Source organism: Pseudomonas sp. BNK-30 (assembly GCF_047456185.1).
Classification (GTDB): domain Bacteria; phylum Pseudomonadota; class Gammaproteobacteria; order Pseudomonadales; family Pseudomonadaceae; genus Aquipseudomonas; species Aquipseudomonas putida_E.
Window position 1 is genome coordinate 789,648 of record NZ_CP179904.1, and the last position, 23,964, is coordinate 813,611.

Below are 23,964 nucleotides of genomic sequence, written 5' to 3' on the forward strand. Positions count from 1 at the left end.
GCCAGAGCTGGCTGCGCTGTTCAGCCTGGCCGGTGCAATGTCTTCTGCTTGAGAATGTACAGGCTCACAAGCACCGCACTGGTCAGCATGAAGGCCCGTGCCCAGAACAGGGGCACCAGGTAGCAGGACAGGCCGATGCTCGCCCACATCAGGCCGATGGCGTATACCTTGCCCTTCAAGGGGATACCTTCACCGCTCAGGTAGTCGCGGATCCACGGCCCTAGCGTGGGGTGGTTGACCAGCCAGTGATGAAAGCGTGGCGAGCTGCGGGCGAAGCAGGCCGCCGCCAGCAGCAGGAAAGGGGTGGTGGGCAACACCGGCAGGAAGATCCCCAGCACCCCCAGCGCGACGCTGAACCAGCCGATGGCCAGCAGCAGGTAGCGCACAGCCGACTCAGTGGTGGCGCGGTTTGAGCAGCGCAGGCTTCTCGTCAGGTGCGTGCAGCAGCAGGAACAACGCGCTCAGCGCCTCTGGGATCTGCACGATCATGTCGTCCTGCAGGTTGGCGTTGCTGGCGATGTCGGCGAATTCTGGTTGTTCGTCGAACAGGCCCGAACCGACCATGATCGGCAGCAGCATCTCGCTGACTTCTTCTTCGGCGTTCTCGAACCAGGCCTCTTCACGCAGGAAAACGCCTTCCATGAAGCCGATGCACCAGCCGCGCAGGTCGGAGTCGTCCGGCTCGTCGGTCAGGTCCAGCTCGCACGGCAGGTCGAATTCTTCGTCGCTGGCCAGCTGACGGGCGATATGGCCCTTCAGTGCCACCAAGGTAGCTTCGATCTCGGTGCGCTGGGCATCGCTGGCGTAATGGGGCTCTTCGGCGAACAGCGCGTCGATCCATTCACGTTCGGGGACGTCTTCCGAGCAGATCGACAGCGCGGTCAGGTAGCCGTGGGCGGCGACGTAGTCCAGCGCTTCTTCGTGCAGCTCATCGGCGTCGAGGAAGGCTTGCAGGCGGGTCAGTTGCTCGGCGAAGGACATTACAGGGCTACCTTGGGGAATAAACGATAGTGAATTCTAGCACCTTGCGGCGATGGCGGGGCAAAGGGAACGTCTGTCACCGGGCATCCTGCACAGCCTGGCACTGGGGTATACTTCGCGGTTTTTCACCCAAGGGGCGGGTTTCCCCGGCCTCTGGCAAAAGCCGCTTACGCATTTGGCGTGTGCGGAGCGGGTTTTTCGTCCAGCCTGTGTCCAGGATGGTACGGCGATTTGTGGAGTTGCACATGCTCGAACAGGCTCAGCGCGTTCTCAAGGATATCTTCGGCTACGACAGTTTCCGTGGGCGCCAGGCAGCAATCATCGAATGCGTGGCCAATGGCGGCGATGCCCTGGTGCTGATGCCCACCGGTGGCGGCAAGTCGCTGTGTTTCCAGGTACCTGGGCTGTTGCGCCCGGGCCTGACCGTGGTGGTGTCGCCGCTGATCGCGCTGATGGACGACCAGGTCGCCACCCTCGATGAACTCGGGGTCGCGGCGGCTGCCCTGAACTCCACCCTCAGTGCGGAACAGCAGCGTGACCTCGCCGGGCGCCTGCGTCGCGGTGAAGTGAAGATGCTTTACCTGGCGCCTGAGCGCCTGGTACAGCCGCGGATGCTGGATTTCCTTCGCGGCCTGGACGTTTCCCTGTTCGCCATCGACGAGGCCCACTGCGTTTCGCAATGGGGTCACGATTTCCGCCCGGAATACTTGCAACTGGGCCAACTGGCCGAACTGTTCCCGCACGTGCCGCGCATCGCCCTGACCGCTACCGCCGACATGCGCACCCGCGAGGAAATCGTCCAGCGCCTGCACCTGCAGGGCGCCGAACGCTTCCTGTCGAGTTTCGACCGGCCAAATATCTTCTACCGCATCGTGCCCAAGGAGTCGCCGCGCAAGCAGTTGATGGCCTTCCTCGGCGAGCGCCGCGGCAACGCCGGCATCGTCTACTGCCTGTCACGCAAGAAGGTCGATGAGACCGCTGCCTACCTGTGCGACCAAGGCTTCCCGGCGTTGCCGTACCACGCCGGCCTGGCTGCTGAAACCCGTTCGGCCAACCAGCACCGCTTCCTCAACGAGGAAGGGCTGATCATGGTCGCCACCATCGCCTTCGGCATGGGCATCGACAAGCCCAACGTGCGCTTCGTCGCCCACCTCGACCTGCCCAAGTCGCTCGAGGCCTATTACCAGGAGACGGGGCGTGCCGGCCGGGATGGCCTGCCGTCCGATGCCTGGATGGCCTACGGCCTGCAGGACATGGTGATGCTCAAGCAGATGCTGCAGAACTCCGACGGGGACGAGCGCCACAAGCGCGTCGAGCAACACAAGCTCGACGCCATGCTGGCGCTGTGCGAGGAAACCCGTTGTCGCCGCCAGGCGTTGCTGGCCTATTTCGATGAAGTACTCGAACAGCCCTGCGGGCACTGCGACAACTGCGTCGACCAGGTCCAGACCTGGGATGCCACCGAGCCTGCGCGCCAGGCGCTGTCGGCGGTGTTCCGTACCGGCCAGCGTTATGGTGTCGGCCACCTGATCGATGTGCTGCTGGGCAAGGATACCGAGAAAGTGCGCAATTTCGGCCACGAAAAACTCTCGGTGTTCGGTGTTGGCAAGGCGATGGCCGAGGTTGAATGGCGTTCGCTGTTCCGCCAGTTGGTGGCCCGCGGGCTGGTCGACATCGACCTGGAAGGCTACGGCGGCCTGCGCCTGTCCGACAGCTGCAGGCCGCTGCTGCGCGGCGAAGTGACCTTGCAGTTGCATCGCGACCTCAAGCCGCAGACAGTGGCGAAAACTTCTTCCGGCGGCGGCAGCCCGGCCAGCCAGCTGGTGCGCGCCGAAGAGCGCGAGCTGTGGGAAGCGCTGCGCACGTTGCGCCGCAAACTGGCCGAAGAGCACAGCGTGCCGCCTTATGTCATCTTCCCGGACTCCACGCTGCTGGAGATGCTGCGCAGCCAGCCGGCCAGCCTCAGCGACATGGCCCAGGTCAGCGGTGTGGGTGCGCGCAAGCTGGAGCGCTATGGCCAGGCCTTCCTCGAAGTGCTCAATGACGCCGGTGGCACCACCGAGGCGCCCAAGGTGGTACTCGACCTGCGCCACGAACTGGTCAGCCTTGCCCGTGCCGGCATGACCCCGGCACAGATCGCCGGCCAGCTCAATTGCAGCGAAAAGAACGTCTACAGCTTGCTGGCCGAGGCCATTGGGCGCCAGGAACTGAGCTTGGACCAGGCGCTGGACCTGCCTGAAGACTTGCTGATGGAGGTGCAGGATGCCTTCCTCGATGGCGAAGGCGAGCTGCCACCGGTATCGGCCATTGCTCCGCTGTTCGGCGCACGCATACCCGAGGGTGTGCTGTACTGCGTGCGTGCTGCGCTGGCGTCGGAATTCGAGCTCTGACGATGGAAGACATTTCGGATATCCGCTGATCAATGTCATCCTTTTTGACGATTTTCAGGGCTTTGCGGGTGGGGCAGCCTTGCCTGATGGCCCGGGGCATGGTTAGCTGACTAATAATTAGTTCTAGTCAATGAGTTGTTTATGCCCCTGACCGACAACCAACACCGTTTCGGCATGCAGCTGGCCCAGATGTCCCGTGGCTGGCGTGCCGAACTGGATCGCCGCCTGGCCGGGCTCAACCTGTCCCAGGCGCGCTGGCTGGTGTTGCTGCACCTGGCTCGTTTCGAAGAAGCGCCGACCCAGCGCGAGCTGGCGCAAAGTGTAGGCGTGGAAGGCCCGACCCTGGCGCGTCTGCTAGACAGCCTGGAAAACCAGGGCCTGGTTCGACGCCAGGCGGTGCTTGAGGACCGGCGGGCGAAGAAGATCCAGTTGTGTCCACCGGCCAAGCCCCTGATCGAGCAGATCGAAACCATCGCCAATGCCCTGCGCCTGGAATTGTTCACCGGGGTGGATGAGGCTGACCTGGATGTGTGCATGCGGGTGCATGCGAAGATTCTGGCCAACCTGGAAAAATCCTGAGGCCCGGTTCGGGCTTCAGGCTCAGAACGTATTGCCCAGGTTCAAGTAGATTGCCTGCTCATCCGCGCTGTTGGCCCCATAGCTGAGGCTCAACGGCCCCAGTGGCGTGTCCAGCCCCAGGAAGATACTGGCGGCATTGATGTAGCCACTGTCGAACTCATTGTCGTTGTTCCACGCCCGTCCGCGCTCGAGTGACCCGCCTATGTACAGCGGGAAGTCCAGCGGCAGATAGGAACGCGGCGTGAGGCGGCGGTAATAGACCATGCGCAGCAGGCTCACGTTCTGCCCGGATACCGAGTCCTGGCGGAACCCGGACAGTTGCCGCGCCCCGCCAAGCACAAAGCTCGACGTCACGACTTCGGTGTCGTCGAGCGTGCGTCCATACCCACCACCGAGCACCAGCGTGTTCGGCCCGCTGCTCAAAGCCTTGTCCAGATTGAACATCCACTGGCGATAGTCCGCGTCCGAGTCCAGCGATTTGTCGTATTTGCGCAGGGTCAGGCCTATGTTCTCGCCACTGTGCGGGAAGTACACATTGTCGAGCGTGTCGAACGAGTATTTCAGCTCGTAGAAACCTTCGTTGAAACTGACCTTGGGCAGGTCCTGTTCACCAATGCGCACCTCGGCCTCGCCCCAGGCCTTGCCCGCACCCAGGCGCACTTCGCCATAGGTGCCGATCTGGCGGCCGACGTTGAGACCGAAACCGTAGCGCTCGAGGCGGTATTCGGCTACTGGGTCGCTGTCCAGGGTGGCTTCGATGTTCTGCGAGCCGAAGTCCAGATAGGGGGCGATGAAGTAGCGTGAGCCCACGTCAAGCGGCTGGTAGAACTCGCTGTAGAGCTCCTGCTTGTCACCGATCTGCGCGCGCGTCAGCCACTCGGCGCCCAACTGGTTGATACCATTGACCCGATAGCTGGCGCCCAGGTTGAAGGCGCTGTCGCCGCGCAGGTCGTCCGACAGGTTCAGGCCCAGGCGCAGGTAGTCGGTGCCGCCGCGCTTGCCACGGGCGTTGATCACCAGGGTGTTGTCGTCGCCTTTATGGACCACGCGGTATTGCACGCGGTCGAAGTAGTCCAGGCCATACAGGGTGCCCATGTCGGTTTGCAGGCGGTCGAGCTCCAGCGGTTCGCCGATTGGCTGGCGGATGTAATAGCGGATCACGTCATCGCTGACCTTGGAATCGTTCTCCACCTTGATGGCCGTGATCACCGGGGTGCGCTGGCGCGGTGAGCGTGCCATGGCCAGTTCGGCATCGCCTTCAGGCTGGCGCAGGGTGGCCAGGCGAGGGTCGAGCAGGCGGGTTGCACGGTAGCCGGCCTCGATCATGTCGCGCGCGCGGCCGAAGTCGGTGACGCCGAACGCGGCCAGCTGTGGCTGGATGAGGATGTCATCCCTATGCAAACTGGCCAGTTGTTCTTCGGAATTGCGCCGTGTCATCAGGGTGATCGACTGGTTGAGTACATCCACCACCGTGGCCAGTTGCTTGCGGTCACGCAGCGGGGTGCCGATATCGACGACGATGGCCAGATCAACGCCCATGTCCCGGGCCACATCCACGGGTATGTTGTCGACCATGCCGCCGTCCACCAGCAGGCGCCCATCAAGCTCGACAGGGGCGAACACCGCCGGGATCGACATGCTGGCGCGGATCACCTGGGGCAGGTGGCCGCGGCGGAATACCACCTTCTCGCCGCTGGCGATGTCGGTTGCCACGGCGCGGAACGGTATTGGCAACTTGTCGAAATCGCGGGTATCGGCGGTGTGGGCCAGCTTGCTTTCCAGCAGCAGTGCGAGGTTCTGGCCCTGAATCACCCCAAGTGGCAGGCCAAGGCTGCCGTCGTCTCGAAAACTCAGCTTCTGCTTGACCAGAAAATCGCGGTCATCCTGCTTGCGCCGGAAGGGCACGTCCTTGCGCGGTGGGGCATCGGACAACGCCTGCTGCCAGTCGAGCGTAGTGGCGAGTTTTTCCAGCTCCTCGACGCTGTAGCCGGACGCATACAGGCCGCCAACCACCGCGCCCATGCTGGTGCCGGCGATGGCGTCGATGCGCACGCCCTGTTCCTCCAGGGCCTTGAGCACGCCGATGTGGGCCAGGCCACGGGCAGCGCCCCCGGAGAGTACCAGGCCGACCTTGGGGCGTGCCGCCTCGGCGAGCACGGTGAAAGAGCTGAGCGTCAGCAAAAGGCAGAACAGCAGGCGGCGCATCGTGAGTCTCAAACAGGGGGTTAAAGACCGCTAGTATAAGCGGCCCCTACCTGGAGAAAGCGCACCATGGCCGACAACAAGCCGGAAATCGTCATCACATATTGCACGCAGTGCCAATGGCTGCTGCGCGCCGCCTGGCTGGCCCAGGAACTGCTCAGCACCTTCGCCGACGACCTGGCCCGGGTGGCGCTGGAGCCCGCTACCGGCGGCACCTTCCGCATCACCTGCAATGGCGTGCAGATCTGGGAACGCAAGGCTGACGGTGGTTTCCCAGAGGCCAAGGTGCTCAAGCAGCGCGTGCGTGACCAGATCGACCCGCAGCGCGACCTTGGGCACAACGATCGCTGATCAGGCGCCCTCGGCCACGGTGCGTGGCTTGGGCGGCTGCTCGGCGCCAAGGCGGCTGGAAAGCACAATGGCGAAGATGATCAGTGCACCGCCCAGCAGCATGCGCAGGGTTGGTGTTTCGGCGAACACCATCCAGGCAACAGCGATGCCGTAGACCGGTTCCATGCCGAAAACCACCGCGGCAGTGCGTGCCTTGATCACTGCCAGGCTGGCGACGAACAGGCTGTGGGCGACGCCCGTGCAGAAAACCCCTAGCAGGGCGATCCACAGCCAGTCCATCGGCTTCACCGCGCCCAGGCCATGCACGGCGAACGGCAACAGGCACAGGCCGACCACGAGGTTTTGCCACAGCGCTGCCTGTACGGCGGGCAAACGCCCCGAGCCTGCCCGGTTGGTCAGCGACAGCAGCGAGAACAGCAAGCCGGAAAGCAGCGCCCACAGCAGTCCGCCCGTGGCTTCGCTGGCCAGGTCGAAAGACGGCGTCACCAGAACCAGGCCGATGCTCACCAGCAATACCAGCAGTGCTTCGTTGCGGCGGATGCGTTCACGGAACAGCACCCCTTCGAGCATCACGGTAAACGCCGGGAAACTGGCGAAGCCGAGGGTGGCGATAGCCACGCCACCGACTTTGACGGCGATGAAGAAGCTGACCCAGTGGCCGGCCAGCAGCACACCACCCAGCAAGAGGCGCTGTACGTCCTGGCTGCGCAGGCGCTGCCAGCCTGGGCCGGCGAGGCTGGCGAACAGCGCAAGGGCGAGCACGGCGAAGGCGGCACGGCCGAAGACGATGATGGCCGGGCTGGCGCTGGCGGCCAGTTTGCCAAACACGCCGGTCAGGCCGAAGAACAGTGCGCCGATGTGCAGGGCGCCCAGGGCTGTACGGTGGTTCATGGTGGTCCTTTGAAATGCGTTTGTTCAGTCGCGGACTTTTTTGTGCGTTTACCCGAAGAGGCCTGCCCCTTGGCGGGCGATCAGCGGATCGTCCACCGGGCTTGCCGCCAGCCAGTCCACCAGTTGCTGCTGGCGAGGGTCCAGGCCCAGCGCGGCAGAGCGGTCCAGCAGGCGCCGGCTGGCGTTGGCATGCTCGCCGAGTTGCTCGTCCAGCCAATCATCGCTCGGTACATCGAGGACCAGGCAGTGGCTGCCGGCATCGCTGCCACAGGTGTGATGGGCGCCGGCCGGCACAACGATCAGGCCTTGACGGTCGATCCGTGCCCCATGCCCTTGCACCTCGAAGTCCAGCCGGCCGCGCAGGCCGAACACCAACTGTGGGTGGTCGTGGCTGTGGGCGATCACGTCGTCGCGGTAGTGGCGAAGGGAAAGAATCGGGCCGGCGGTCATGGTGGGTCCTCGCAGGGCAGAGCGCCATTGTGCCGCATTCCTGGCTGGCCAGCACCGATCACATCGCTGCCACCAGCCTGTCATGTGCGGATGCCAGTCTCCAGCAAACAGCGCCGGAGCCCGCCCATGACCCATGCCGAACTCTCTCGCCCGTCACGCAAGCAGCGCGTACGCACCCTGTGGATATCTGACGTGCATCTGGGCACCCGCGACTGTCAGGCCGAACACCTGTCGCGCTTTCTCAAGGGCTACCAGGCCGACCGTATCTATCTGGTCGGTGACATCATCGATGGCTGGAAGCTGCGCGGCGGTATCTACTGGCCGCAGGCCCACACCAACGTGATCCGCCGTTTGTTGACCATGAGCAAACGTGGCACCGAGGTGATCTACGTGACGGGCAACCATGATGAGTTCCTGCGGCGCTACTCCAGGCTGGTCCTGGGCAACATCCAGTTGGTGGACGAGGCCGAGCATCTCACCGCTGATGGTCGTCGGCTGTTAGTGATCCATGGTGACCAGTTCGATGTGATTACCCGTTATCACCGCTGGCTGGCTTTTCTCGGTGACCGTGCCTACGAATTCACGCTGGTCCTCAACCGCTGGCTCAACCACTGGCGGGCCCGCTACGGTTATGGTTATTGGTCGCTTTCGGCCTACCTCAAGCACAAGGTCAAAGGCGCGGTGAACTTCATCAGCGATTTCGAGGATGCCATTGCCCATGAGTGCACCCGTCGCGGCTTTCACGGGGTGGTGTGCGGGCATATCCACCATGCCGAAATCCGCAAGGTCGGGGATGTGGATTACCTCAATTGTGGCGATTGGGTGGAATCCTGCACTGCGCTGATCGAGCATTGGGATGGCAGTATCGAGCTGTACCGGCTGGCCGACGCACAGCTACGGCAGGCAGAGGGCGTTGCGGGGTTGCGCGAACCTGCGTGACAGGCGCCCGAGAAACTAGAGGCTGATCCTGCCCAGCAGAATGTCGCGGAACATGGCGAAATCGCCAATCAGGCTGTACAGCGGATGCTTGAAGGTTGCCGGCCGGTTTTTCTCGAAAAAGAAGTGCCCGACCCAGGCAAACCCATAGCCGAACAGCGGCACTGCCAGCAGCAGCAGCCATTTGCCGCTGCCGATCGTGTACGCCAGCAGGGCGATCACCAGGCTGGTACCGACAAAGTGCAGGCGCCGGCAGGTGGGGTTGCTGTGCTCCCCCAGGTAATAGGGGTAGAACTCGGCAAAACTGCGAAACTGCGCTGTGCTGTTCATGAGCAGTGCTCCAGGATTGACACTTTTTGACAGGATACACGGCGTGGAGCCTGAATCGAGTCTAGAGTCATTGGCGGAGCCTACCAGTGACAATAGGCGCCAAATGAGTATCCTTGAGGTTAACCGCATGAAGCGGTCAGGATAAGAAGCCTGTCATGAGTGAGAGAACCACGTCAGCCAGCTGGGCATCAGGGATTGTGAAGGCGCTCGAGCTGGAAGGGCTCGACTGCCCGGCCATGTTCGAGCAACTCGGCCTGGATTTCGCTGCCCTCGACGACCCCGATGCGCGGTTCCCTCAGGATTCCATGACCCGCCTTTGGCAACTGGCTGTAGAACTGTCGGGCAATGAAGCGATCGGCCTGAACATGGCGCGGGTGGTCAGGCCGGCTTCGTTCCATGTGGTGGGCTACGCCTTGATGTCCAGCCGCACCCTGGCCGAAGGTTTCGAGCGCCTGGTGCGCTACCAGCGCATCATCGCTGAAAGCTCCGACCTGAGCTTCCGCCTGGGGCCTGAGGGGTATTCGCTGATCCTCACCGTGCACGGTGATCACCTGCCACCGACGCGGCACAGTGCAGAGGCTTCGCTGGCCTGTGCGCTGGCGCTGTGCAAGTGGCTCAGCGGGCGGCCCATCCAGCCGCGGCGGGTGCTGATCCAAGGGCCTCAACCCAAGAACGTCGAGCCCTACAAGGTGGCTTTCCATTCCCCGCTGGTGTTCGGTGCACCGCACGACGCGCTGGTGTTCGAGCGCGCCGACATGGAAGCTGCGCTACCGACCGCCAATGAGGCCATGGCCATTCTGCACGACCGGTTTGCCGGGGAATATCTGGCGCGCTTCTCTGAAAGCCGGGTGACCCACCGGGTGCGCCAGGTGCTTTGCCGCATCCTGCCTCAGGGCGAACCCAAGCGGGAAACCCTGGCCCAGGCGCTGCACCTGTCCCAGCGCACCCTGCAGCGCCGCTTGCAGGAAGAGGGCACCAGCTTCCAGGCACTGTTGGACGATACCCGTCGCGAGCTGGCAGAGCAGTACCTCGCCCAGCCCGGCATGACCTTGCTGGAAACCGCCTACCTGTTGGGGTTCGCTGACCCGAGCAACTTCTACCGGGCCTTCCGCCGCTGGTTCGACGTCACCCCCAGCGAGTATCGCGCCCGTCTGGGCGCGGACCCCGAAGTGGTCAGTGACGCCAGAACGCCGGCATGCACAGCACCAGCACCGTGATGATTTCCAGGCGGCCGAGCAGCATGCCGCCGGCAAGAATCCACTTGGCAGCGTCTGGCAGCATGGCGTAGTTGCCTGCCGGGCCGATCACATCACCCAGGCCCGGGCCAACGCCCGAAACGGTTGCGGCGGCGCCGGTCAGTGCGGTCATCCAGTCCACGCCCAGCAGCGACAGTAGCAACGCCATGACGCAGATGGTGATCGCGAAGAAGAACGAGAAGGTCAGGATCGAACGCACGATCTCTTCGTCCAGGCGATGGCCGTTATATTTCTGTTTGATCACCGCGCGCGGGTGAATCAACTGGTTGAGGCTGGCCTTGAGCAGGATGTAGGCCACCTGGAAGCGGAAGATCTTGATACCGCCGGCGGTCGAACCAGAGCAGCCACCGACGAAGCCCAGGTAGAAGAACAGCATCAGCGAAAAATTGCCCCACAGGCTGTAGTCGCCCAGCGCGAAACCGGTGGTGGTGATCACCGAGGTCACGTTGAACGCCACGTGACGCAAGGCATCGAGCCAGTGCAGGTTGGTGGTGGCCCAGTACCAGGTGCCCAGTACCAGCCAGGTGACCACCAGCAAGCCAAGCAGCCCCTGGACCTGCTGGTCGCGAATCAGCGCCTTGCGGTTGCCTCGCAGGGTGGCTACGTACAAGGCGAATGGCAGGCTGCCAAGAATCATCACAACTACCGCGACCCAGTGCACGGCAGGGATGTCCCATTTGGCGAGGGACTGGTCCGAGGTCGAGAACCCCCCGGTGGAAATGGCTGACATGGCGTGGTTGATGGCGTCGAACGGCTTCATGCCGGCCCACCAGAAGGCCAGGGCGCCCAGCACCGAGAAGCACACGTACACCCCGACGATCGACTTGGCGACCATGTGCGAGCGCGGCATGACCTTCTCCGAACGGTCGGACGATTCGGTCTGGAACAGGCGCATGCCACCGATGCGCAGCAGCGGCAGGATCGCCACCGCCATGGCGATGAAGCCGATACCGCCGAGCCAGTGCAGCATCGAGCGCCACATCAGGATGCCCGGCGACATGGTGTCCAGCCCGCTGAGCACGGTGGCACCAGTGGCAGTGATGCCGGACATGCTTTCGAAGAAGGCGTCGGTGTAGCTGATGTGTTGGGTCAGCAGGAAGGGCAGGGCGGCGAACACGCCTACCACCAGCCAGCTGCTGACAGTCAGCAGGTACATGTCGCGCGGGCGCAGGTGCACATGCTCCGGGCGGCCCTGGATGATCAGGAGCAAGCCTGCCACGAAGGTGATCAGGCTTGACCAGAGGAACGACGGCATGTCGCCGGTACGTTCGAAGACCACCAGCGTCGCCATGGGGACGACCATGCTGACCGCCAGGGTGATCAGGAAGATGCCGATGATGAAACCAATGATCCTTAAGGTCGGCAACGCCATGTGATCTGCTCTGACTCTGAACGGAAGGGCGCCATTCTACCTGTGGGTCTGGCAGCTGCAAGCTGCAAGCTAGAAGCTGGAAGAAATGGCCGTGTGCACCGGGCGGCTTCTGCTTGCAGCTTGCAGCTTGGCGCTTGCAGCTTGAGAATGGCCGCACATTCAACTGCCAGGAGGGTAGCCGATGGAGGCTCTCGACGCATTGCTCAACCGTGTATCCGTGCCACGCCTCACTGAACCTGCGCCAAATGCCGCTCAGCGCGAGGCGCTGTTCCAGGCTGCGCTGCGCGCGCCCGATCACGGCCAGCTGCGGCCATGGCGCTTTCTGACCATCGAAGGCCAGGGCCGCGAGAAGCTCGGCGAGCTGTTTGCCGAAGCGGTGCAGAACAAGGGCGATGCTACCCAGGCTGCGCTGGACAAGGCCCGCGCCATGCCGTTGCGTGCGCCGCTGCTGATCGTGGTGATCGCCAGGCTGCAGGACCACTACAAGGTGCCGATGTCGGAGCAGCGCCTGGCGGCAGGCTGTGCGGCGCATGGCATCCTGATAGCCGCACATGCCCAAGGTATCGGTGCAGTGTGGCGTACCGGCGACATGGCCTTCGATGCCCATGTGCACAAGGGCTTGGGGCTGGGCGAGAACGAAGAGTTGATCGGTTACCTGTATGTCGGTACGCCGATGGCCGAGCCGCGTACTGCACCGGTTCTGCAAACCGCCGAGTTCGTCAGCGCCTGGGGCGAATGACGCCAAGGGCCACTGTGCGGCCCAATCGCCGGCAAGCCGGCCCACTGGGTTTGCGCTGAGCTGGAGAGCAGCGAGGTACCTGTGGGAGCCGGCTTGCCGGCGATTGGGCTGCAGCGCAGCCCTCTCGGATTCAACTGCCAATCTCCACTTCCAGCGGCAATTCCAGCCGGGCGACAAAACCGCCCTGTGGGTGGTTCTCCAGTACCAGCCTCCCGCCATGGCGCTCCGCTGCCTTGCGCGTAATCGCCAGCCCCAGGCCATGCCCGGGTGCTTCCTGCCCGGGGGCACGGAAGAACGGCTCACCCAGCTGCGCCAGGTGCTCCGCCGACACCCCCGGCCCATGGTCACGCACACTCACGACGATGCGCCCCTGCTCACGCCCGGCGCGCACCTCGATCGGCTGCCCCTGCGGATTGAAACGCAAGGCATTGCGCAGCAGGTTGTCAACGGCACGCTCGATCAGCGTTGGCCAGCCTTGCAGCGTCAAGCCCGGTTGCGCCTCCAGCCGAACGTCCTGCTCTGGTGCGCTGAGCTGTGCGTCCTTGCGCACGCTGCCCAGCAGGGCGTTGAGGTCGACCGTTTCGGCGTGAGACTGCTCAGCATCGACCCGGGCCAGCGTCAGAATTTCGCTGATCAGGTCTTCCAGCCGGTCACATTCGCGGGTCAGACGCGGCCACAAGGCTTGGCGCTGCTCGGCTTCAGCCCGTTCGGCAAGCGCCAGGGCGATGCGCAGACGCGCCAGCGGTGAGCGCAGTTCGTGGGAAACGTCGCGCAGCAACTGGCGCTGGCTGCCGATCAGGCTCTGCAAGCGGGCACCCATCTTGTTGAAGTCCTTGGCCAGCACGCCGAACTCATCACGCCGTGCAGCCAGGCGCGCCAGGCTGTTTTGCTGGTAGCTGGCCTGGCCAAGGTCGTGCACCGCACTGCGCAGGCGGCTCAGCGGGCGGGTGATGGACAGGGTCACCAGCAGGCTGAACAGGGTCAGCACCACCAGTGCTATGCCCAGGGCGCTCAGGGGCCAGAGCAGGCTCTCGCGGTGCCAGGCGTCCAGTTCCGGGTGCGGAATACGGTAGATCAGCAGGTACGTCTCACCGCTTTCGGGGCTGGTGTATTCCTCGGTCAGACGACGCCAGGGCAGGCGGCGCTCGTCATTGTGCTGGCGCGCCTCGAAGGCTGCGGCGCGGCGCGGGAAGGTACCGGGTACCACGGCCTCGCCACTGTCGTCGAGCACCTGTACATCGATCTTGAAGCGCTGCTTGCGTCGTTCGAGAAAATGCTGAGCCGACGCCAGGCCTTCGTGTTCATAGTGCTTGACCCAACGGCTGGCGAGCGTACTGAGACCGGGGTGGCGGCTGAGTATCCAGGCATCCTGGTTGAGCATATGGCCCAGTAGGATCGACAGGCCTGCGACCAGGGTGATAGCCAGCCAGAAACTGGCCAGGATGCGCCAGAACAGAGAACGCAAGAGCACCTCCTAAACGGGAAAAGCCCGGCGCGCTTGTGGGCGGGCCGGGCATTGGTGGGACAGCTTACTGGGCCTTGTCGGCTTTTTCAGCTTTCCAGGCCTGGAATTCCTTCCATTCAGCCTTGCGTGCTTCACGCGCTTTTTGCAGTTCGTCGAACTTCTTCTGCTGCTCTGGCTTGAGCAGGGCACGGACCTGGCTATCGGTCTTGTCGTGGCTGGCCTTCAGTTCGTCCTTCATGGCCTTCTGGTCCGCTGCCGGCAGTTTGGCCAGGTAGCGTTCGGTGATGTCGCGGCGGTTTTTCATCTGGTCGCCCATCAGCTTGCCAATCTGCTGGCGCTGGTCGCGGCTCAGGTCCAGCTGGGCGAAAGGCGCGTCACCGCGATGATGCGGGCCGTCGTGACGCGGGCCGCCTTCTGGCATGGCCATGGCCACGGTCGGCAAGGCAGCGGCGAACATCAGGGCGATCAAGGTCTTGCGCATGGTGTCTCTCCTGTCATGGGCCGGTGGTTACCGGATGAGCTCAGTCTAGGGAGATCAAGGTCAAGCGCAGTCAGCGAACGGTAAAGGCTGGGTAAAGAAAGCGCTGCGAGCTTCAAGCTGCAAGCTTGCAGCGGCCCCTGCCTACAGGCTGTAGTAGTAGCCGCGGCTACGCAGTGCGACGATGCGCGGGCGGCCGTCGGCGTGCGGGCCGACCTTCTTGCGCAGGTTGCTGACGTGCATGTCCAGGCTGCGATCGTAAAGGGTCAGCTTGCGGCCCAGGCCGATCTGCGCGAGCTCCTGCTTGTCCAGCGGCTCGCCTGGCTGGCGCAGCAGAGCTTCGAGGATACGGCTTTCAGACAGGGTAAGGGTCATCTCGCGGCCATCGATGCTGACCACGCCGCGCACGGGGCTGAAGGCCAGGTCGCCGATCTCCACCTGTGTAGTGGTAGCGGTCGGGTGGCTGCGGCGCAGCACTGCGCGCAAGCGGGCGGTCAGCTCACGCGGGTCGCAGGGCTTGGCCAGGTAATCGTCAGCGCCCAGTTCCAGGCCGAGAATGCGGTCCAGCGGCTCGCCGCGGGCCGACAACATCAGCACCGGCAGCTCTGCATGGTCGCTGCGCAGCTGTTTGAGCAGCTCAAGGCCGCTACCGTCAGGCAGCATCACGTCGAGCACTACCGCTGCCGGTGCATGTTCGGCCAACGCCCGGCGCGCGCTCTGGCCATCATGGCAGGCGCGGACGGCAAAACCTTCCTGGGTCAGCCAGCTGCCGAGCAGCTCGCAGAGTTCCTGGTCATCATCAATCAGTAACAGCTCGCTCATGACTCACTCAATTCAAATCGACGGCGTCTGACGCGCTCGCCAGTGGCAAAGATACCGCAGACGCCGACAATTTATCGATCAGGGCAAGACTTGCTTGAAAGGTTTGACGATGACCTGGTCGTAAACGCCCGCTGCAATGTACGGGTCGGCATCGGCCCAGGCCTGGGCAGCGCTGAGGGAATCGAACTCGGCGACGATCAGGCTGCCGCTGAAACCGGCTTCACCCGGGTCGTTGCTGTCGATGGCCGGGTGCGGGCCCGCCAGTACCACCCGGCCTTCGCTTTGCAGCTGCTTGAGGCGTTCGATGTGCGCCGGGCGTGCGGCCAGGCGTTTTTCCAGGGAATTTGCGACGTCGCTGGCAATGATGGCGTAAAGCATGTCAATCCTTGGGTTTGGAGGTAGACGGAGTGTCGTGCAGGTGGCGCGACAGGTACACGCCCTGCGCCACCAGGAATATCACGGTCATGCCCAGGCTGCCGAAGACTTTGAAGTCGACCCAGAACTCCTGGAAGGTGAAGGCGACGAACAGGTTGGCCGCGCCACAGAACAGGAAAAATGCGATCCAGGCCAGGTTGAGTCGGGTCCAGATGGCATCGGGCAGGGTCAGGGCGTGGCCCATGATGCGCTTGATCAGCACCCGGTCCCCGATGAAGTGGCTGCCGGCAAAGCCCAGGGCGAACAGCCAGTTGACCACCGGCGCCTTCCACTTGAGGAAGGTCTCGCTATGGAAGGTCAGGGTCAGGCCGCCGAATACCAGGCAGGCGACCAGCGTCAGCCATTGGCCTTTCTCCAGCCTGCGCTGGCGCAGGAACAGCGCGCCATACACCACCAGCGAGCTGATGATCAGCATCGCCGTGGCGCTATAGATACCGCCGAATTCGAAGCTGTGCCCTGCCACTTCCATGGGGCGGGGGTCGAGCTTGTAGACGATGAAGAACAGTAGCAGCGGGATGAAATCGATGAATTGTTTCACAATGGCAGCCAGAATCGGGATGTGGCGGCATAATAACAAACATCGAATCCAGCGGTAGCGCTCCTCTATGAATGTTGATCTGCACTGTCACAGCACGGCCTCCGACGGCGCCCTGGCGCCCGCGGTCCTGGTCGCCCGGGCCCAGGAGCACGGGGTGCAGACGTTGGCACTGACCGACCATGACACCCTTGAAGGCCTGCCCGAGGCCCGCCAGGCCTGCGTCGAACGGGGCATGCGCTGGGTCAGCGGGGTGGAGCTTTCGTGCACGTGGGGGGGCGCGACCATCCATGTACTGGGGTATGACTTCCCGCTTGAAGCCCCGCCGCTGCTCGAAGCGATCGAAGCCCTGCACCGTGGCCGCTGGCTGCGCGCCGAGGAAATCGACAAACGGCTGGCGGCCAAGGGCATGCCAGGTACCCTCGAGGGTGCCCGCGCCGTGCAGCAGGAGTTGGGCGACAGCGGTAACGCACCGGCACGGCCGCATTTTGCCGAGCACCTGGTGCGCGCAGGCCACGTCAAAGACCGTGGTGAAGCGTTTCGCAAGTGGTTGGGGGCCGGCAAGCTGGGTGACGTCAAGCTGCATTGGCCGACGCTCGAGGAAACCGTTGCCACATTGCGCCAGTCCAACGCCTGGGTGAGCCTGGCCCATCCAATGCACTACGATCTGACCCGCAGCAAGCGCAGGCGCCTGATTGCCGACTATATTCAGGCAGGTGGGCAGGCGCTTGAAGTGGTCAATGGGATGATGCCTGCCGAGCAGGTGGGCACGATGTCCATCCTCACTCGTGAGTTCGGCCTGCTGGCAAGCGCTGGCAGCGATTTCCACGGCCCCGGCACCTGGGGCGAGATCGGTGCCTACCGGCCATTGCCTGAGGATCTGCCACCTCTGTGGCGCCGATTCAGCCATGAACAACCTATGGCGATATGAACAGGAAGACTTCGTGAGCCAATTTTTCCAGATTCATCCGGAGAACCCCCAGCCGCGGCTGATTCGCCAGGCGGTGGAAATCATCCGTAAGGGCGGTGTGGTCGTCTATCCGACCGACTCGGCCTACGCACTGGGGTGCCAGATCGGTGACAAGGCAGCGATCGAACGGGTTCGGCGTCTGCGCGGTTTGGACAAGACCCACAATTTCACCCTGATGTGCTGCGACATGTCGCAGTTGGGCCTGTACGCGAAGGTCGACACCGGCACTTTCCGTCTTCTCAAGGCGCATGTGCCCGGCCCCTACACGTTCATCCTCAATGGCACCCGCGAGGTGCCGCGGCTGTTGCTGCACGAGAAGCGTCGCACCATCGGCCTGCGGGTTCCGGACCACGGCATCACTCTGGCACTGCTGGCAGAGTTGGGTGAGCCGCTGATGAGCGTGAGCCTGATCCTGCCCGGTGATACCGAGCCGATGACCGACCCCTATGAAATTCGCGAGCGCCTGGAGCATCACGTGGACCTGGTCATCGACGGCGGTTTCGGCGACCTGAAGGCCTCGACCATCATCGACCTGTCTGGCGACGAGCCCGAACTGATCCGCGAAGGCTGCGGCGACCCCACGCCATTTCTGGTCAACGCGTGAGCCAGATGGAGATACCCGAGGCTGCGGCCATCGAAGCCGAACTGCCTCAACAATTGCAGTTGGCCCTGGTTTACGGCGAAGCCCTGACCGAGATGCCGGTGGACCTTTACATTCCACCGGACGCGCTGGAGGTCATCCTCGAGGCCTTCGAAGGCCCGCTCGACCTGCTGCTTTATCTGATCCGCAAGCAGAACATCGACATTCTTGACATCCCCGTGGCGGAGATTACCCGCCAGTACATGGGGTACGTCGAGTTGATGAAAAGCGTGCGCCTGGAGTTGGCCGCCGAATACCTGGTGATGGCTGCCATGCTCGCCGAGATAAAGTCGCGCATGTTGCTGCCACGTTCCGCCGAGGTCGAGGAGGAGGAAGGCGACCCGCGTGCCGAGCTGATCCGCCGCCTGCAGGAGTACGAGCGTTTCAAGGCTGCGGCCGAAGGCATCGACGAACTGCCGCGGGTTGGCCGTGACGTCGTGGTGCCGCGCCTTGAGGCGCCCCAGGCCAAGGTGCGCAAGCTGTTGCCCCAGGTCAGCCTGGAAGAGTTGCTGGTTTCGATGGCCGAGGTCATGCGCCGCAACGACCTGTTCGAAAGCCACCAGATCACCCGTGAGACGCTGTCTACCCGCGAGCGCATGAGCGAAGTGCTCGAACGGCTGAAGGGTGGCGGCTTCGTGCCTTTCGTGGAGCTGTTCATGGCTGAGGAAGGCAAGCTGGGTGTGGTGGTCACCTTCATGGCAATTCTTGAGCTGGTGAAGGAATCGCTGATCGAACTGGTGCAGAATGAGCCTTTCGCCGCGATCCATGTCCGGGTGCGTGCCGAGTCTGTCGAAGAACCTGATGAATCTGAATGAACCCCGCGACCTGGCGTCGCTGATCGAGGCGTTTCTGCTTGCCTCAGGCAAACCGCAATCTCTTGAACGGCTGTACGAGCTGTTCGAGGAGGCCGAGCGCCCTGAGCCGAAGGTATTCAAGAAAGCCTTGGACGTGCTCGGCAAATCCTGCAGTGGCCGGGCCTTCGAGCTCAAGGAAGTGGCCAGCGGCTATCGCCTGCAGATTCGCGACAATTTCGCGCCGTGGGTGGGCCGCCTGTGGGAAGAACGCCCGCAGCGCTATTCCCGTGCGCTGCTCGAAACCATGGCCTTGATCGCTTACCGCCAGCCCATCACCCGTGGCGAGATCGAGGACGTGCGGGGTGTTGCGGTCAACAGCAACATCATCAAGACCTTGATGGAGCGTGAATGGATCCGGGTAGTTGGCCACCGCGAGGTCCCTGGGCGGCCGGCGATGTTCGCCACCACCAAGGCGTTTCTCGATCATTTCAACCTCAAGAGCCTGGACGAGTTGCCGGCCTTGGCCGAGCTGCGCGAAATGGAGCCGGAGCCGTTGCTGGACCCGGATGATGCACCGGTACCGGCGCATTTGCAGGCGTTGGCCGATGCCAGCCTGGCCGACGAGGAGGCGGTCGCCGAACCTAAGGAGGAAACGAGCTTCCGTAGCCTGCTGGTGGAACTGGATGCGATGGAGGAGGGGCTCAAGACCGATTTCGATGATTTGCCAGAGGAAGATGCGCCAGAGCCTGAAGTCGCGGTTGAGGATCAAAACAAGGTGCAGCCCTGAGACTTGGGCGCCGGGATTACAGGTGCTGCGCGGCGTGGTGGGCGCCGGCTGGCCGGCGATGAGGCCGGCCCTTTCATTACAAAACCACTGGGCAGAAAACCACTCCACCCCCTGAAAACCCTCTAAGCTCCAGTGCGTTCCCCTTTGGAACCGCGTATGATGCGCGACCTTTTGGCGCGTTCGTCGCCAGAACCTCTGTTTTCATTCCTACACCGGGAGGTGCCCAGATGAGTGAGCAAGACCTGCAAAATACCGAAATCACCCCGCCAGCCGGCGAAAAACTGCAGAAAGTGCTGGCGCGCATCGGCGTGGGTTCGCGCCGTGACGTCGAAGCCTGGATCAGCCAGGGCCGCATCAAGGTCAATGGCGTCGCGGCCACCCTCGGCCAGCGCGTCGACCTTCACGATGCCATCGCTGTCGACGGCAAGCTGATCAAGCGCGAAGAGGCCGCCGAGGCCACGCGCCGGGTGATCATGTACAACAAGCCCGATGGCGAGATCTGCACCCGTGACGATCCGGAAGGCCGCCCGACCGTGTTCGACCGCCTGCCGCGGCCGAAGGAAGGCCGCTGGATCAACATTGGCCGACTCGACATCAACACCACCGGTCTGCTGCTGTTCACCACCGACGGTGAACTGGCCAACCGCCTGATGCACCCGTCCTACGAGATGGACCGCGAATACGCGGTGCGTGTGCGTGGCGAGGTCGACGACGAGATGATCGAACGCCTGAAGGCGGGCGTGATGCTTGAAGACGGCCCGGCCAAGTTCACCGACATCCAGAAGGCCCCGGGTGGTGAAGGTTTCAACCACTGGTACCACTGCGTGGTGATGGAAGGCCGCAACCGTGAGGTGCGCCGCCTGTGGGAATCCCAGGGCATGGTGGTCAGCCGCCTCAAGCGCGTGCGTTTTGGCCCGGTGTTCCTCAACTCCGATCTGCCGATGGGCCGCTGGCGTGAAATGACCCAGGGCGAAATCGACATCCTGGCCGCTGAAGTGGGCCTGCAGCCGGTGGCGCTGCCTGCCATGAACCTCAAGGCCAAAGACAAGATGGAGCGCCTGCAGCGCAAGTCGACCCGGCCCATGGGGCGCAGCGAGCGTGTGCGCAGCCTGCGCCCGGCGCAGGAAGCCGCAGCTGCCGAGCGTCCGGCTCGCCAGCCGCGTGAAGAAGCGCCACGCAAAGGCAGCCGCGGCAGTGCGGTGGCTGAGCGTCCAAGCGAGATGCGCAAGCGCCCGGCCAAGCCCGACGGTGACAAGCCGGCAGGGCGTGGTCGCGGCAAACCGCGTGGCTGATCGGCTCAGGCCGTGATCAAAGCGCCAGCTTTCGGGCTAATGCCAGTCAGTTAAGCGATTTGGGGCCGCTGTGCGGCCCATCGCCGGCAAGCCGGCTCCCACAGGTTACAGCGCAAACCAAGAACTGCGCGGTTCCTGTAGGAGCTGGCTTGCCGGCGATGGGCTGCGTAGCAGCCCCAATAACGCTGACTGGCAGGCACTAGCCTTCGGGCTGGCTTTTTTTCGTCTGCAGTTTTGTGTGGGCCTCACCGCGCGCCAAGATGTTGAAGAAAAAGAATTTTTCGGACGACTGGCAAGTTTTCAAACCGCCCCGTAAAGAAAACTGTACGAATTGCCCCGGTTTCTCTTGCTGGGCACCTTCTCTGTAAACGGATCTTGCCGCTCCCGCAGCTCAAGAGCCCCGCCTGCGCCGCCAGCCCTATTGCTCAACCCCCCGTCCCACGCTGATATAGCGACCATTGCCGTGTGCAAAAGCCCGTCCGAAGAGCCGGGCCTATAGAACAACAAATGGAGGCGCCATGTACGCCGATCACTCCGCCTTTCAGGGCTTCCTACCACAGGATCGCTGCGTTTTTTCCGAGGAAACGACGCAACGCGTTGACGCCTGCGCGCTTGCAGGGGTATACAGTGCGCCGCGTTTTACCTGTGACCCTCTTGCGTACCGCGCACTCTTGCTCACACCTGGCTGATCCGCTGCGGCGGCGACTGTGTTCAAGAAACCAAGGTAACCACCTTGCCCATTCCGCTGCGCCACGAGCGCGGTGGGTCCGATTCCGTCACAGATAAAAACAATGCAGGTGACTTCGTTCATGAGTGAACACAACATGCATTCAGGCGAGCTCAAGCGGGGCCTGAAGAACCGCCACATCCAGTTGATCGCCCTTGGCGGCGCGATTGGTACCGGCCTGTTCCTTGGCTCGGCAGGCGTGATGAAATCCGCCGGCCCGTCGATGATTCTGGGCTACGCCATCTGCGGCTTCATCGCCTTCATGATCATGCGCCAGCTTGGCGAGATGATCGTCGAAGAGCCGGTGGCCGGTTCGTTCAGCCACTTTGCCCATAAGTACTGGGGCGGTTTTGCCGGTTTCATGTCGGGCTGGAACTGCTGGGTGCTGTACATCCTGGTGGGCATGTCGGAGCTGACGGCGGTCGGCAAGTACATTCACTACTGGTGGCCGGAGATCCCGACGTGGGTCACGGCAGCGGGCTTCTTCCTGCTGATCAACGTCATCAACCTCATGAACGTGAAGGTGTTCGGCGAAGCCGAGTTCTGGTTCGCCATCATCAAGGTCGCGGCCATCGTCGGCATGATCGGCCTGGGCGCCTACCTGCTGACCAGCGGCAGCGGCGGCCCCGAGGCTTCGGTGACCAACCTGTGGGCGCATGGGGGCTTCTTCCCGCATGGTGTCAGCGGCCTGGTCATGGCGCTGGCGTTCATCATGTTCTCCTTCGGGGGCCTGGAAATGCTCGGCTTCACTGCAGCCGAAGCCGACAAGCCGAGAACCGTGATCCCCAAGGCCATCAACCAGGTCATCTACCGCATCCTGATCTTCTACATCGGTGCGCTGGTCGTTCTGCTGTCGCTGACCCCGTGGGACAGCCTGGTCGCCAGCATCGATGCTTCTGGCGGCAGCTACGGTAGCAGCCCGTTCGTTCAGGTGTTCTCGCTGCTGGGCAGCGATGTGGCCGCCCACCTGTTGAACTTCGTGGTCCTGACGGCGGCACTGTCGGTGTACAACAGTGGTACCTACTGCAATGCCCGCATGCTGCTGGGCATGGCCGAGCAAGGTGATGCCCCCGCAGCCCTGGCCAAGGTCGACAAGCGCGGCGTGCCGGTGCGTTCGATCCTGGTGTCGGCAGCCGTTACCCTGATTGCCGTGCTGCTCAACTACTTCATGCCGCATGATGCGCTGGAGCTGCTGATGTCGCTGGTCGTGGCGACCCTGGTGATCAACTGGGCCATGATCAGTTACTCGCACCTGAAGTTCCGCCAGCACTTGGACCGCACCGGCCAGAAGCCGCTGTTCAAGGCCCTGTGGTACCCCTATGGCAACTACATCTGCCTGGCATTCGTGGTACTGATCCTGGGCATCATGCTGCAAATCCCGGGCATCCAGGTTTCGGTGTATGCCATTCCGGTGTGGGTGCTGGTGATGTTCGTCTTCTACATCATCAAGTCCAAGCGTCGTGAGCTGGGCAATGGCGCAGCAGCCGGCACCGCTACCAAGTAAGCGCAGCGGGCGGTGAACGAAACCCGATGTCAGGTGGCTGGCATCGGGTTTTTTATGCGCCGCCTCGCCGGCGACAGGGTCTGTGAACGCAGGAAAGCACTCAGATCTGCTCGAGCAACCAGCCACGAAACGCCCGCAGCGAGGGCAACGCTTCGTTCCTTGGCGGATAGATCAGGTAATAGCTGCGCTGGCTGGCGAACGCCGTACCAGGGCTGAACAGCTCGCCTTTGGCCAGCTCCTCGTCCACCAGTATCCGCGGCACCAAGCCGATGCCGATCCCTGCACGTACCGCCTGGATCAGGTGTGACGTCAGCTCGAAACTCGGCCCCAGGCGCATCGCCCGGTGCGGCAGGCCATGGTGTGAAAACCACTCGCCCCAGGCATGTGGATTGTTGGCAACGTTGAGCAGCACCTCGGCGCTGATACGTGCCGGGTCCCAACCCTGGCCGTCGATGTTGGCTTGCGGTGGCAGGATCACCACCAGTTCCTCGGCATGCAGCCGATGGCAGATCAGCCCCGGCAGGTCATGGCTGGCCACGCCGATGGCGGCATCGATCTCGCTGGTGTCGAAGTTGATCGCTTCGATCCGCGAATGAATATGCACCAGCATGCCCGGGTGGGCGCTGTAGAAGGCATGCAGGCGCGGCAGCAGCCACTTGGAGCCGAAGGTGGGCAAGGTCGCCAGGCGCAGCGTGCCGACCCCGGACTGGTAAGCCAGGGCCTGCAAGGTGGCGCTGCGGATGCGGCCCAAGGCTTCGCTGAGCTCGCGCTGGTACAGCCGGCCCACGTCGGTGAGCTGTACCTGGCGGCCTTCGCGGCGGAACAGGGTCAGCCCGAGTTGCTGTTCCAGCGCCTGCACCTGGCGGCTGACCGCGCTCTGGGTCAGGGACAGTTCGGCAGCTGCGCGGGTGTAGCTTTCATGCCGGGCGGCAGCCTCGAAAGCCAGCAGCAATGACATGGAGGGTGTGAGGTGGCGGTAATTCATTCATAAAAGTCATTGATAGCGGCAGGATTATCCGTTTGCCCCTGGGGCGAAAC

At 63.2% G+C, this 23,964-nt stretch carries 24 protein-coding genes and 1 pseudogene; 12 read left to right on the forward strand and 13 right to left on the reverse strand.

What is annotated here, in order from left to right:
- Nucleotides 1–20: 20 nt before the first annotated feature.
- Nucleotides 21–422: a YbaN family protein gene (locus ACMGGN_RS03715; protein ID WP_371928090.1), complete on the reverse strand. Its 402-nt coding sequence runs from the start codon at nucleotides 420–422 to the stop codon at nucleotides 21–23.
- Nucleotides 394–981 carry a YecA family protein gene (locus ACMGGN_RS03720; protein WP_039602166.1) on the reverse strand — a complete coding sequence of 196 codons (588 nt, stop codon included), beginning with the start codon at nucleotides 979–981 and terminating at the stop codon, nucleotides 394–396. The genes ACMGGN_RS03715 and ACMGGN_RS03720 overlap by 29 nt, the downstream gene beginning before the upstream one ends.
- Before the next feature lie 245 nt (nucleotides 982–1,226).
- Between ACMGGN_RS03720 and recQ the strand changes: the two genes are divergently transcribed.
- Together recQ and ACMGGN_RS03730 are read left to right on the forward strand one after the other, a co-directional pair.
- Nucleotides 1,227–3,371, forward strand: a complete 2,145-nt coding sequence (gene recQ / locus ACMGGN_RS03725; RefSeq protein WP_414156471.1) for a DNA helicase RecQ — start codon at nucleotides 1,227–1,229, stop codon at nucleotides 3,369–3,371.
- Between the two features lie 141 nt (nucleotides 3,372–3,512).
- Complete coding sequence (locus ACMGGN_RS03730; RefSeq protein ID WP_046785416.1) at nucleotides 3,513–3,950, forward strand: MarR family transcriptional regulator; 438 nt, start codon at nucleotides 3,513–3,515, stop codon at nucleotides 3,948–3,950.
- A 21-nt stretch (nucleotides 3,951–3,971) separates the two neighbouring features.
- Here the strand turns inward: ACMGGN_RS03730 and ACMGGN_RS03735 are convergent, their stop codons facing one another.
- On the reverse strand, nucleotides 3,972–6,155 hold the full coding sequence (locus ACMGGN_RS03735) for a patatin-like phospholipase family protein (RefSeq protein ID WP_046785415.1): 2,184 nt from the start codon (nucleotides 6,153–6,155) through the stop codon (nucleotides 3,972–3,974).
- 66 nt (nucleotides 6,156–6,221) lie between these two features.
- Between ACMGGN_RS03735 and ACMGGN_RS03740 the strand changes: the two genes are divergently transcribed.
- Complete coding sequence (locus tag ACMGGN_RS03740; RefSeq protein WP_125924520.1) at nucleotides 6,222–6,503, forward strand: SelT/SelW/SelH family protein; 282 nt, start codon at nucleotides 6,222–6,224, stop codon at nucleotides 6,501–6,503.
- Here ACMGGN_RS03740 and ACMGGN_RS03745 read toward each other — a convergent pair whose 3' ends face one another.
- Both ACMGGN_RS03745 and ACMGGN_RS03750 read right to left on the reverse strand, forming a co-directional pair.
- Nucleotides 6,504–7,394: a DMT family transporter gene (locus ACMGGN_RS03745; RefSeq protein WP_115274145.1), complete on the reverse strand. Its 891-nt coding sequence runs from the start codon at nucleotides 7,392–7,394 to the stop codon at nucleotides 6,504–6,506.
- A 57-nt stretch (nucleotides 7,395–7,451) separates the two neighbouring features.
- Nucleotides 7,452–7,844 (reverse strand): annotated as a pseudogene (locus ACMGGN_RS03750) (AraC family transcriptional regulator); the annotation flags it as partial.
- Nucleotides 7,845–7,970: 126 nt separating this feature from the next.
- Here ACMGGN_RS03750 and ACMGGN_RS03755 point away from each other — a divergent pair.
- A complete protein-coding gene (locus ACMGGN_RS03755; RefSeq protein ID WP_046785412.1) occupies nucleotides 7,971–8,783 on the forward strand; it encodes a UDP-2,3-diacylglucosamine diphosphatase in 813 nt (270 codons plus the stop codon).
- A gap of 15 nt (nucleotides 8,784–8,798) precedes the next feature.
- Here ACMGGN_RS03755 and ACMGGN_RS03760 read toward each other — a convergent pair whose 3' ends face one another.
- A complete protein-coding gene (locus tag ACMGGN_RS03760) occupies nucleotides 8,799–9,110 on the reverse strand; it encodes a DUF962 domain-containing protein (RefSeq protein WP_008091834.1) in 312 nt (103 codons plus the stop codon).
- A gap of 155 nt (nucleotides 9,111–9,265) precedes the next feature.
- On the opposite strand from ACMGGN_RS03760, the gene ACMGGN_RS03765 reads away from it, so the two are divergent.
- Nucleotides 9,266–10,327 (forward strand): AraC family transcriptional regulator, encoded by a 1,062-nt coding sequence (locus ACMGGN_RS03765; protein WP_012315624.1) that lies wholly within the window; start codon nucleotides 9,266–9,268, stop codon nucleotides 10,325–10,327.
- On the opposite strand, the gene ACMGGN_RS03770 is transcribed toward ACMGGN_RS03765, so the two are convergent.
- Nucleotides 10,284–11,738, reverse strand: coding sequence for a TrkH family potassium uptake protein (locus ACMGGN_RS03770; RefSeq protein WP_115274146.1), 1,455 nt, complete (start codon nucleotides 11,736–11,738; stop codon nucleotides 10,284–10,286). The genes ACMGGN_RS03765 and ACMGGN_RS03770 overlap by 44 nt on opposite strands.
- Before the next feature lie 181 nt (nucleotides 11,739–11,919).
- Between ACMGGN_RS03770 and ACMGGN_RS03775 the strand changes: the two genes are divergently transcribed.
- The gene (locus ACMGGN_RS03775; RefSeq protein WP_046785411.1) at nucleotides 11,920–12,477 is read left to right on the forward strand and encodes an NAD(P)H nitroreductase; all 558 of its coding nucleotides are present in this window, start codon (nucleotides 11,920–11,922) and stop codon (nucleotides 12,475–12,477) included.
- Nucleotides 12,478–12,607: 130 nt separating this feature from the next.
- Here ACMGGN_RS03775 and ACMGGN_RS03780 read toward each other — a convergent pair whose 3' ends face one another.
- The 5 genes from ACMGGN_RS03780 to ACMGGN_RS03800 form a co-directional block, all read right to left on the reverse strand.
- Nucleotides 12,608–13,948, reverse strand: a complete 1,341-nt coding sequence (locus ACMGGN_RS03780; RefSeq protein ID WP_281868985.1) for a sensor histidine kinase — start codon at nucleotides 13,946–13,948, stop codon at nucleotides 12,608–12,610.
- A gap of 58 nt (nucleotides 13,949–14,006) precedes the next feature.
- The gene (locus ACMGGN_RS03785) at nucleotides 14,007–14,423 is read right to left on the reverse strand and encodes a Spy/CpxP family protein refolding chaperone (RefSeq protein WP_115274148.1); all 417 of its coding nucleotides are present in this window, start codon (nucleotides 14,421–14,423) and stop codon (nucleotides 14,007–14,009) included.
- A 141-nt stretch (nucleotides 14,424–14,564) separates the two neighbouring features.
- Nucleotides 14,565–15,242, reverse strand: coding sequence for a response regulator transcription factor (locus tag ACMGGN_RS03790; RefSeq protein WP_046785408.1), 678 nt, complete (start codon nucleotides 15,240–15,242; stop codon nucleotides 14,565–14,567).
- A gap of 78 nt (nucleotides 15,243–15,320) precedes the next feature.
- Nucleotides 15,321–15,620 carry a YciI family protein gene (locus tag ACMGGN_RS03795; protein WP_039604111.1) on the reverse strand — a complete coding sequence of 100 codons (300 nt, stop codon included), beginning with the start codon at nucleotides 15,618–15,620 and terminating at the stop codon, nucleotides 15,321–15,323.
- 1 nt (nucleotide 15,621) lies between these two features.
- On the reverse strand, nucleotides 15,622–16,215 hold the full coding sequence (locus tag ACMGGN_RS03800; protein WP_046785407.1) for a septation protein A: 594 nt from the start codon (nucleotides 16,213–16,215) through the stop codon (nucleotides 15,622–15,624).
- 67 nt (nucleotides 16,216–16,282) lie between these two features.
- Between ACMGGN_RS03800 and ACMGGN_RS03805 the strand changes: the two genes are divergently transcribed.
- The 6 genes from ACMGGN_RS03805 to ACMGGN_RS03830 all read left to right on the forward strand — a co-directional run bounded on the left by ACMGGN_RS03805 (nucleotide 16,283) and on the right by ACMGGN_RS03830 (nucleotide 22,926).
- Nucleotides 16,283–17,143 (forward strand): PHP domain-containing protein, encoded by an 861-nt coding sequence (locus ACMGGN_RS03805; RefSeq protein ID WP_115274149.1) that lies wholly within the window; start codon nucleotides 16,283–16,285, stop codon nucleotides 17,141–17,143.
- A 13-nt stretch (nucleotides 17,144–17,156) separates the two neighbouring features.
- Nucleotides 17,157–17,786 (forward strand): L-threonylcarbamoyladenylate synthase, encoded by a 630-nt coding sequence (locus tag ACMGGN_RS03810; protein WP_039604644.1) that lies wholly within the window; start codon nucleotides 17,157–17,159, stop codon nucleotides 17,784–17,786.
- Between the two features lie 125 nt (nucleotides 17,787–17,911).
- Entirely contained in the window at nucleotides 17,912–18,637 is a 726-nt protein-coding gene (locus ACMGGN_RS03815; protein WP_177433170.1) for a segregation and condensation protein A, read from the forward strand.
- Entirely contained in the window at nucleotides 18,624–19,403 is a 780-nt protein-coding gene (gene scpB / locus ACMGGN_RS03820; RefSeq protein WP_119687585.1) for an SMC-Scp complex subunit ScpB, read from the forward strand. The genes ACMGGN_RS03815 and scpB overlap by 14 nt, the downstream gene beginning before the upstream one ends.
- Nucleotides 19,404–19,630: 227 nt before the next feature.
- Entirely contained in the window at nucleotides 19,631–20,695 is a 1,065-nt protein-coding gene (gene rluB / locus ACMGGN_RS03825) for a 23S rRNA pseudouridine(2605) synthase RluB (RefSeq protein WP_046785403.1), read from the forward strand.
- 809 nt (nucleotides 20,696–21,504) lie between these two features.
- Nucleotides 21,505–22,926, forward strand: a complete 1,422-nt coding sequence (locus tag ACMGGN_RS03830; protein ID WP_161871241.1) for an amino acid permease — start codon at nucleotides 21,505–21,507, stop codon at nucleotides 22,924–22,926.
- 100 nt (nucleotides 22,927–23,026) lie between these two features.
- Here the strand turns inward: ACMGGN_RS03830 and ACMGGN_RS03835 are convergent, their stop codons facing one another.
- Nucleotides 23,027–23,911, reverse strand: a complete 885-nt coding sequence (locus ACMGGN_RS03835) for a LysR substrate-binding domain-containing protein (protein WP_046785402.1) — start codon at nucleotides 23,909–23,911, stop codon at nucleotides 23,027–23,029.
- Nucleotides 23,912–23,964: the final 53 nt, after the last annotated feature.

Coding starts and splice junctions, on each gene's coding strand:
- ACMGGN_RS03720 (WP_039602166.1), bottom strand. CDS start 981: ATGTCCTTCGCCGAGCAACTGACCCGCCTGCAAGCCTTCCTCGACGCC.
- ACMGGN_RS03755 (WP_046785412.1), top strand. CDS start 7,971: ATGACCCATGCCGAACTCTCTCGCCCGTCACGCAAGCAGCGCGTACGC.
- ACMGGN_RS03795 (WP_039604111.1), bottom strand. CDS start 15,620: ATGCTTTACGCCATCATTGCCAGCGACGTCGCAAATTCCCTGGAAAAA.
- ACMGGN_RS03805 (WP_115274149.1), top strand. CDS start 16,283: ATGAATGTTGATCTGCACTGTCACAGCACGGCCTCCGACGGCGCCCTG.
- ACMGGN_RS03835 (WP_046785402.1), bottom strand. CDS start 23,911: ATGAATTACCGCCACCTCACACCCTCCATGTCATTGCTGCTGGCTTTC.
- ACMGGN_RS03770 (WP_115274146.1), bottom strand. CDS start 11,738: ATGGCGTTGCCGACCTTAAGGATCATTGGTTTCATCATCGGCATCTTC.
- ACMGGN_RS03760 (WP_008091834.1), bottom strand. CDS start 9,110: ATGAACAGCACAGCGCAGTTTCGCAGTTTTGCCGAGTTCTACCCCTAT.
- ACMGGN_RS03745 (WP_115274145.1), bottom strand. CDS start 7,394: ATGAACCACCGTACAGCCCTGGGCGCCCTGCACATCGGCGCACTGTTC.
- ACMGGN_RS03765 (WP_012315624.1), top strand. CDS start 9,266: ATGAGTGAGAGAACCACGTCAGCCAGCTGGGCATCAGGGATTGTGAAG.
- ACMGGN_RS03775 (WP_046785411.1), top strand. CDS start 11,920: ATGGAGGCTCTCGACGCATTGCTCAACCGTGTATCCGTGCCACGCCTC.
- recQ (WP_414156471.1), top strand. CDS start 1,227: ATGCTCGAACAGGCTCAGCGCGTTCTCAAGGATATCTTCGGCTACGAC.
- ACMGGN_RS03790 (WP_046785408.1), bottom strand. CDS start 15,242: ATGAGCGAGCTGTTACTGATTGATGATGACCAGGAACTCTGCGAGCTG.
- scpB (WP_119687585.1), top strand. CDS start 18,624: ATGAATCTGAATGAACCCCGCGACCTGGCGTCGCTGATCGAGGCGTTT.
- rluB (WP_046785403.1), top strand. CDS start 19,631: ATGAGTGAGCAAGACCTGCAAAATACCGAAATCACCCCGCCAGCCGGC.
- ACMGGN_RS03830 (WP_161871241.1), top strand. CDS start 21,505: ATGAGTGAACACAACATGCATTCAGGCGAGCTCAAGCGGGGCCTGAAG.
- ACMGGN_RS03785 (WP_115274148.1), bottom strand. CDS start 14,423: ATGCGCAAGACCTTGATCGCCCTGATGTTCGCCGCTGCCTTGCCGACC.
- ACMGGN_RS03740 (WP_125924520.1), top strand. CDS start 6,222: ATGGCCGACAACAAGCCGGAAATCGTCATCACATATTGCACGCAGTGC.
- ACMGGN_RS03735 (WP_046785415.1), bottom strand. CDS start 6,155: ATGCGCCGCCTGCTGTTCTGCCTTTTGCTGACGCTCAGCTCTTTCACC.
- ACMGGN_RS03730 (WP_046785416.1), top strand. CDS start 3,513: ATGCCCCTGACCGACAACCAACACCGTTTCGGCATGCAGCTGGCCCAG.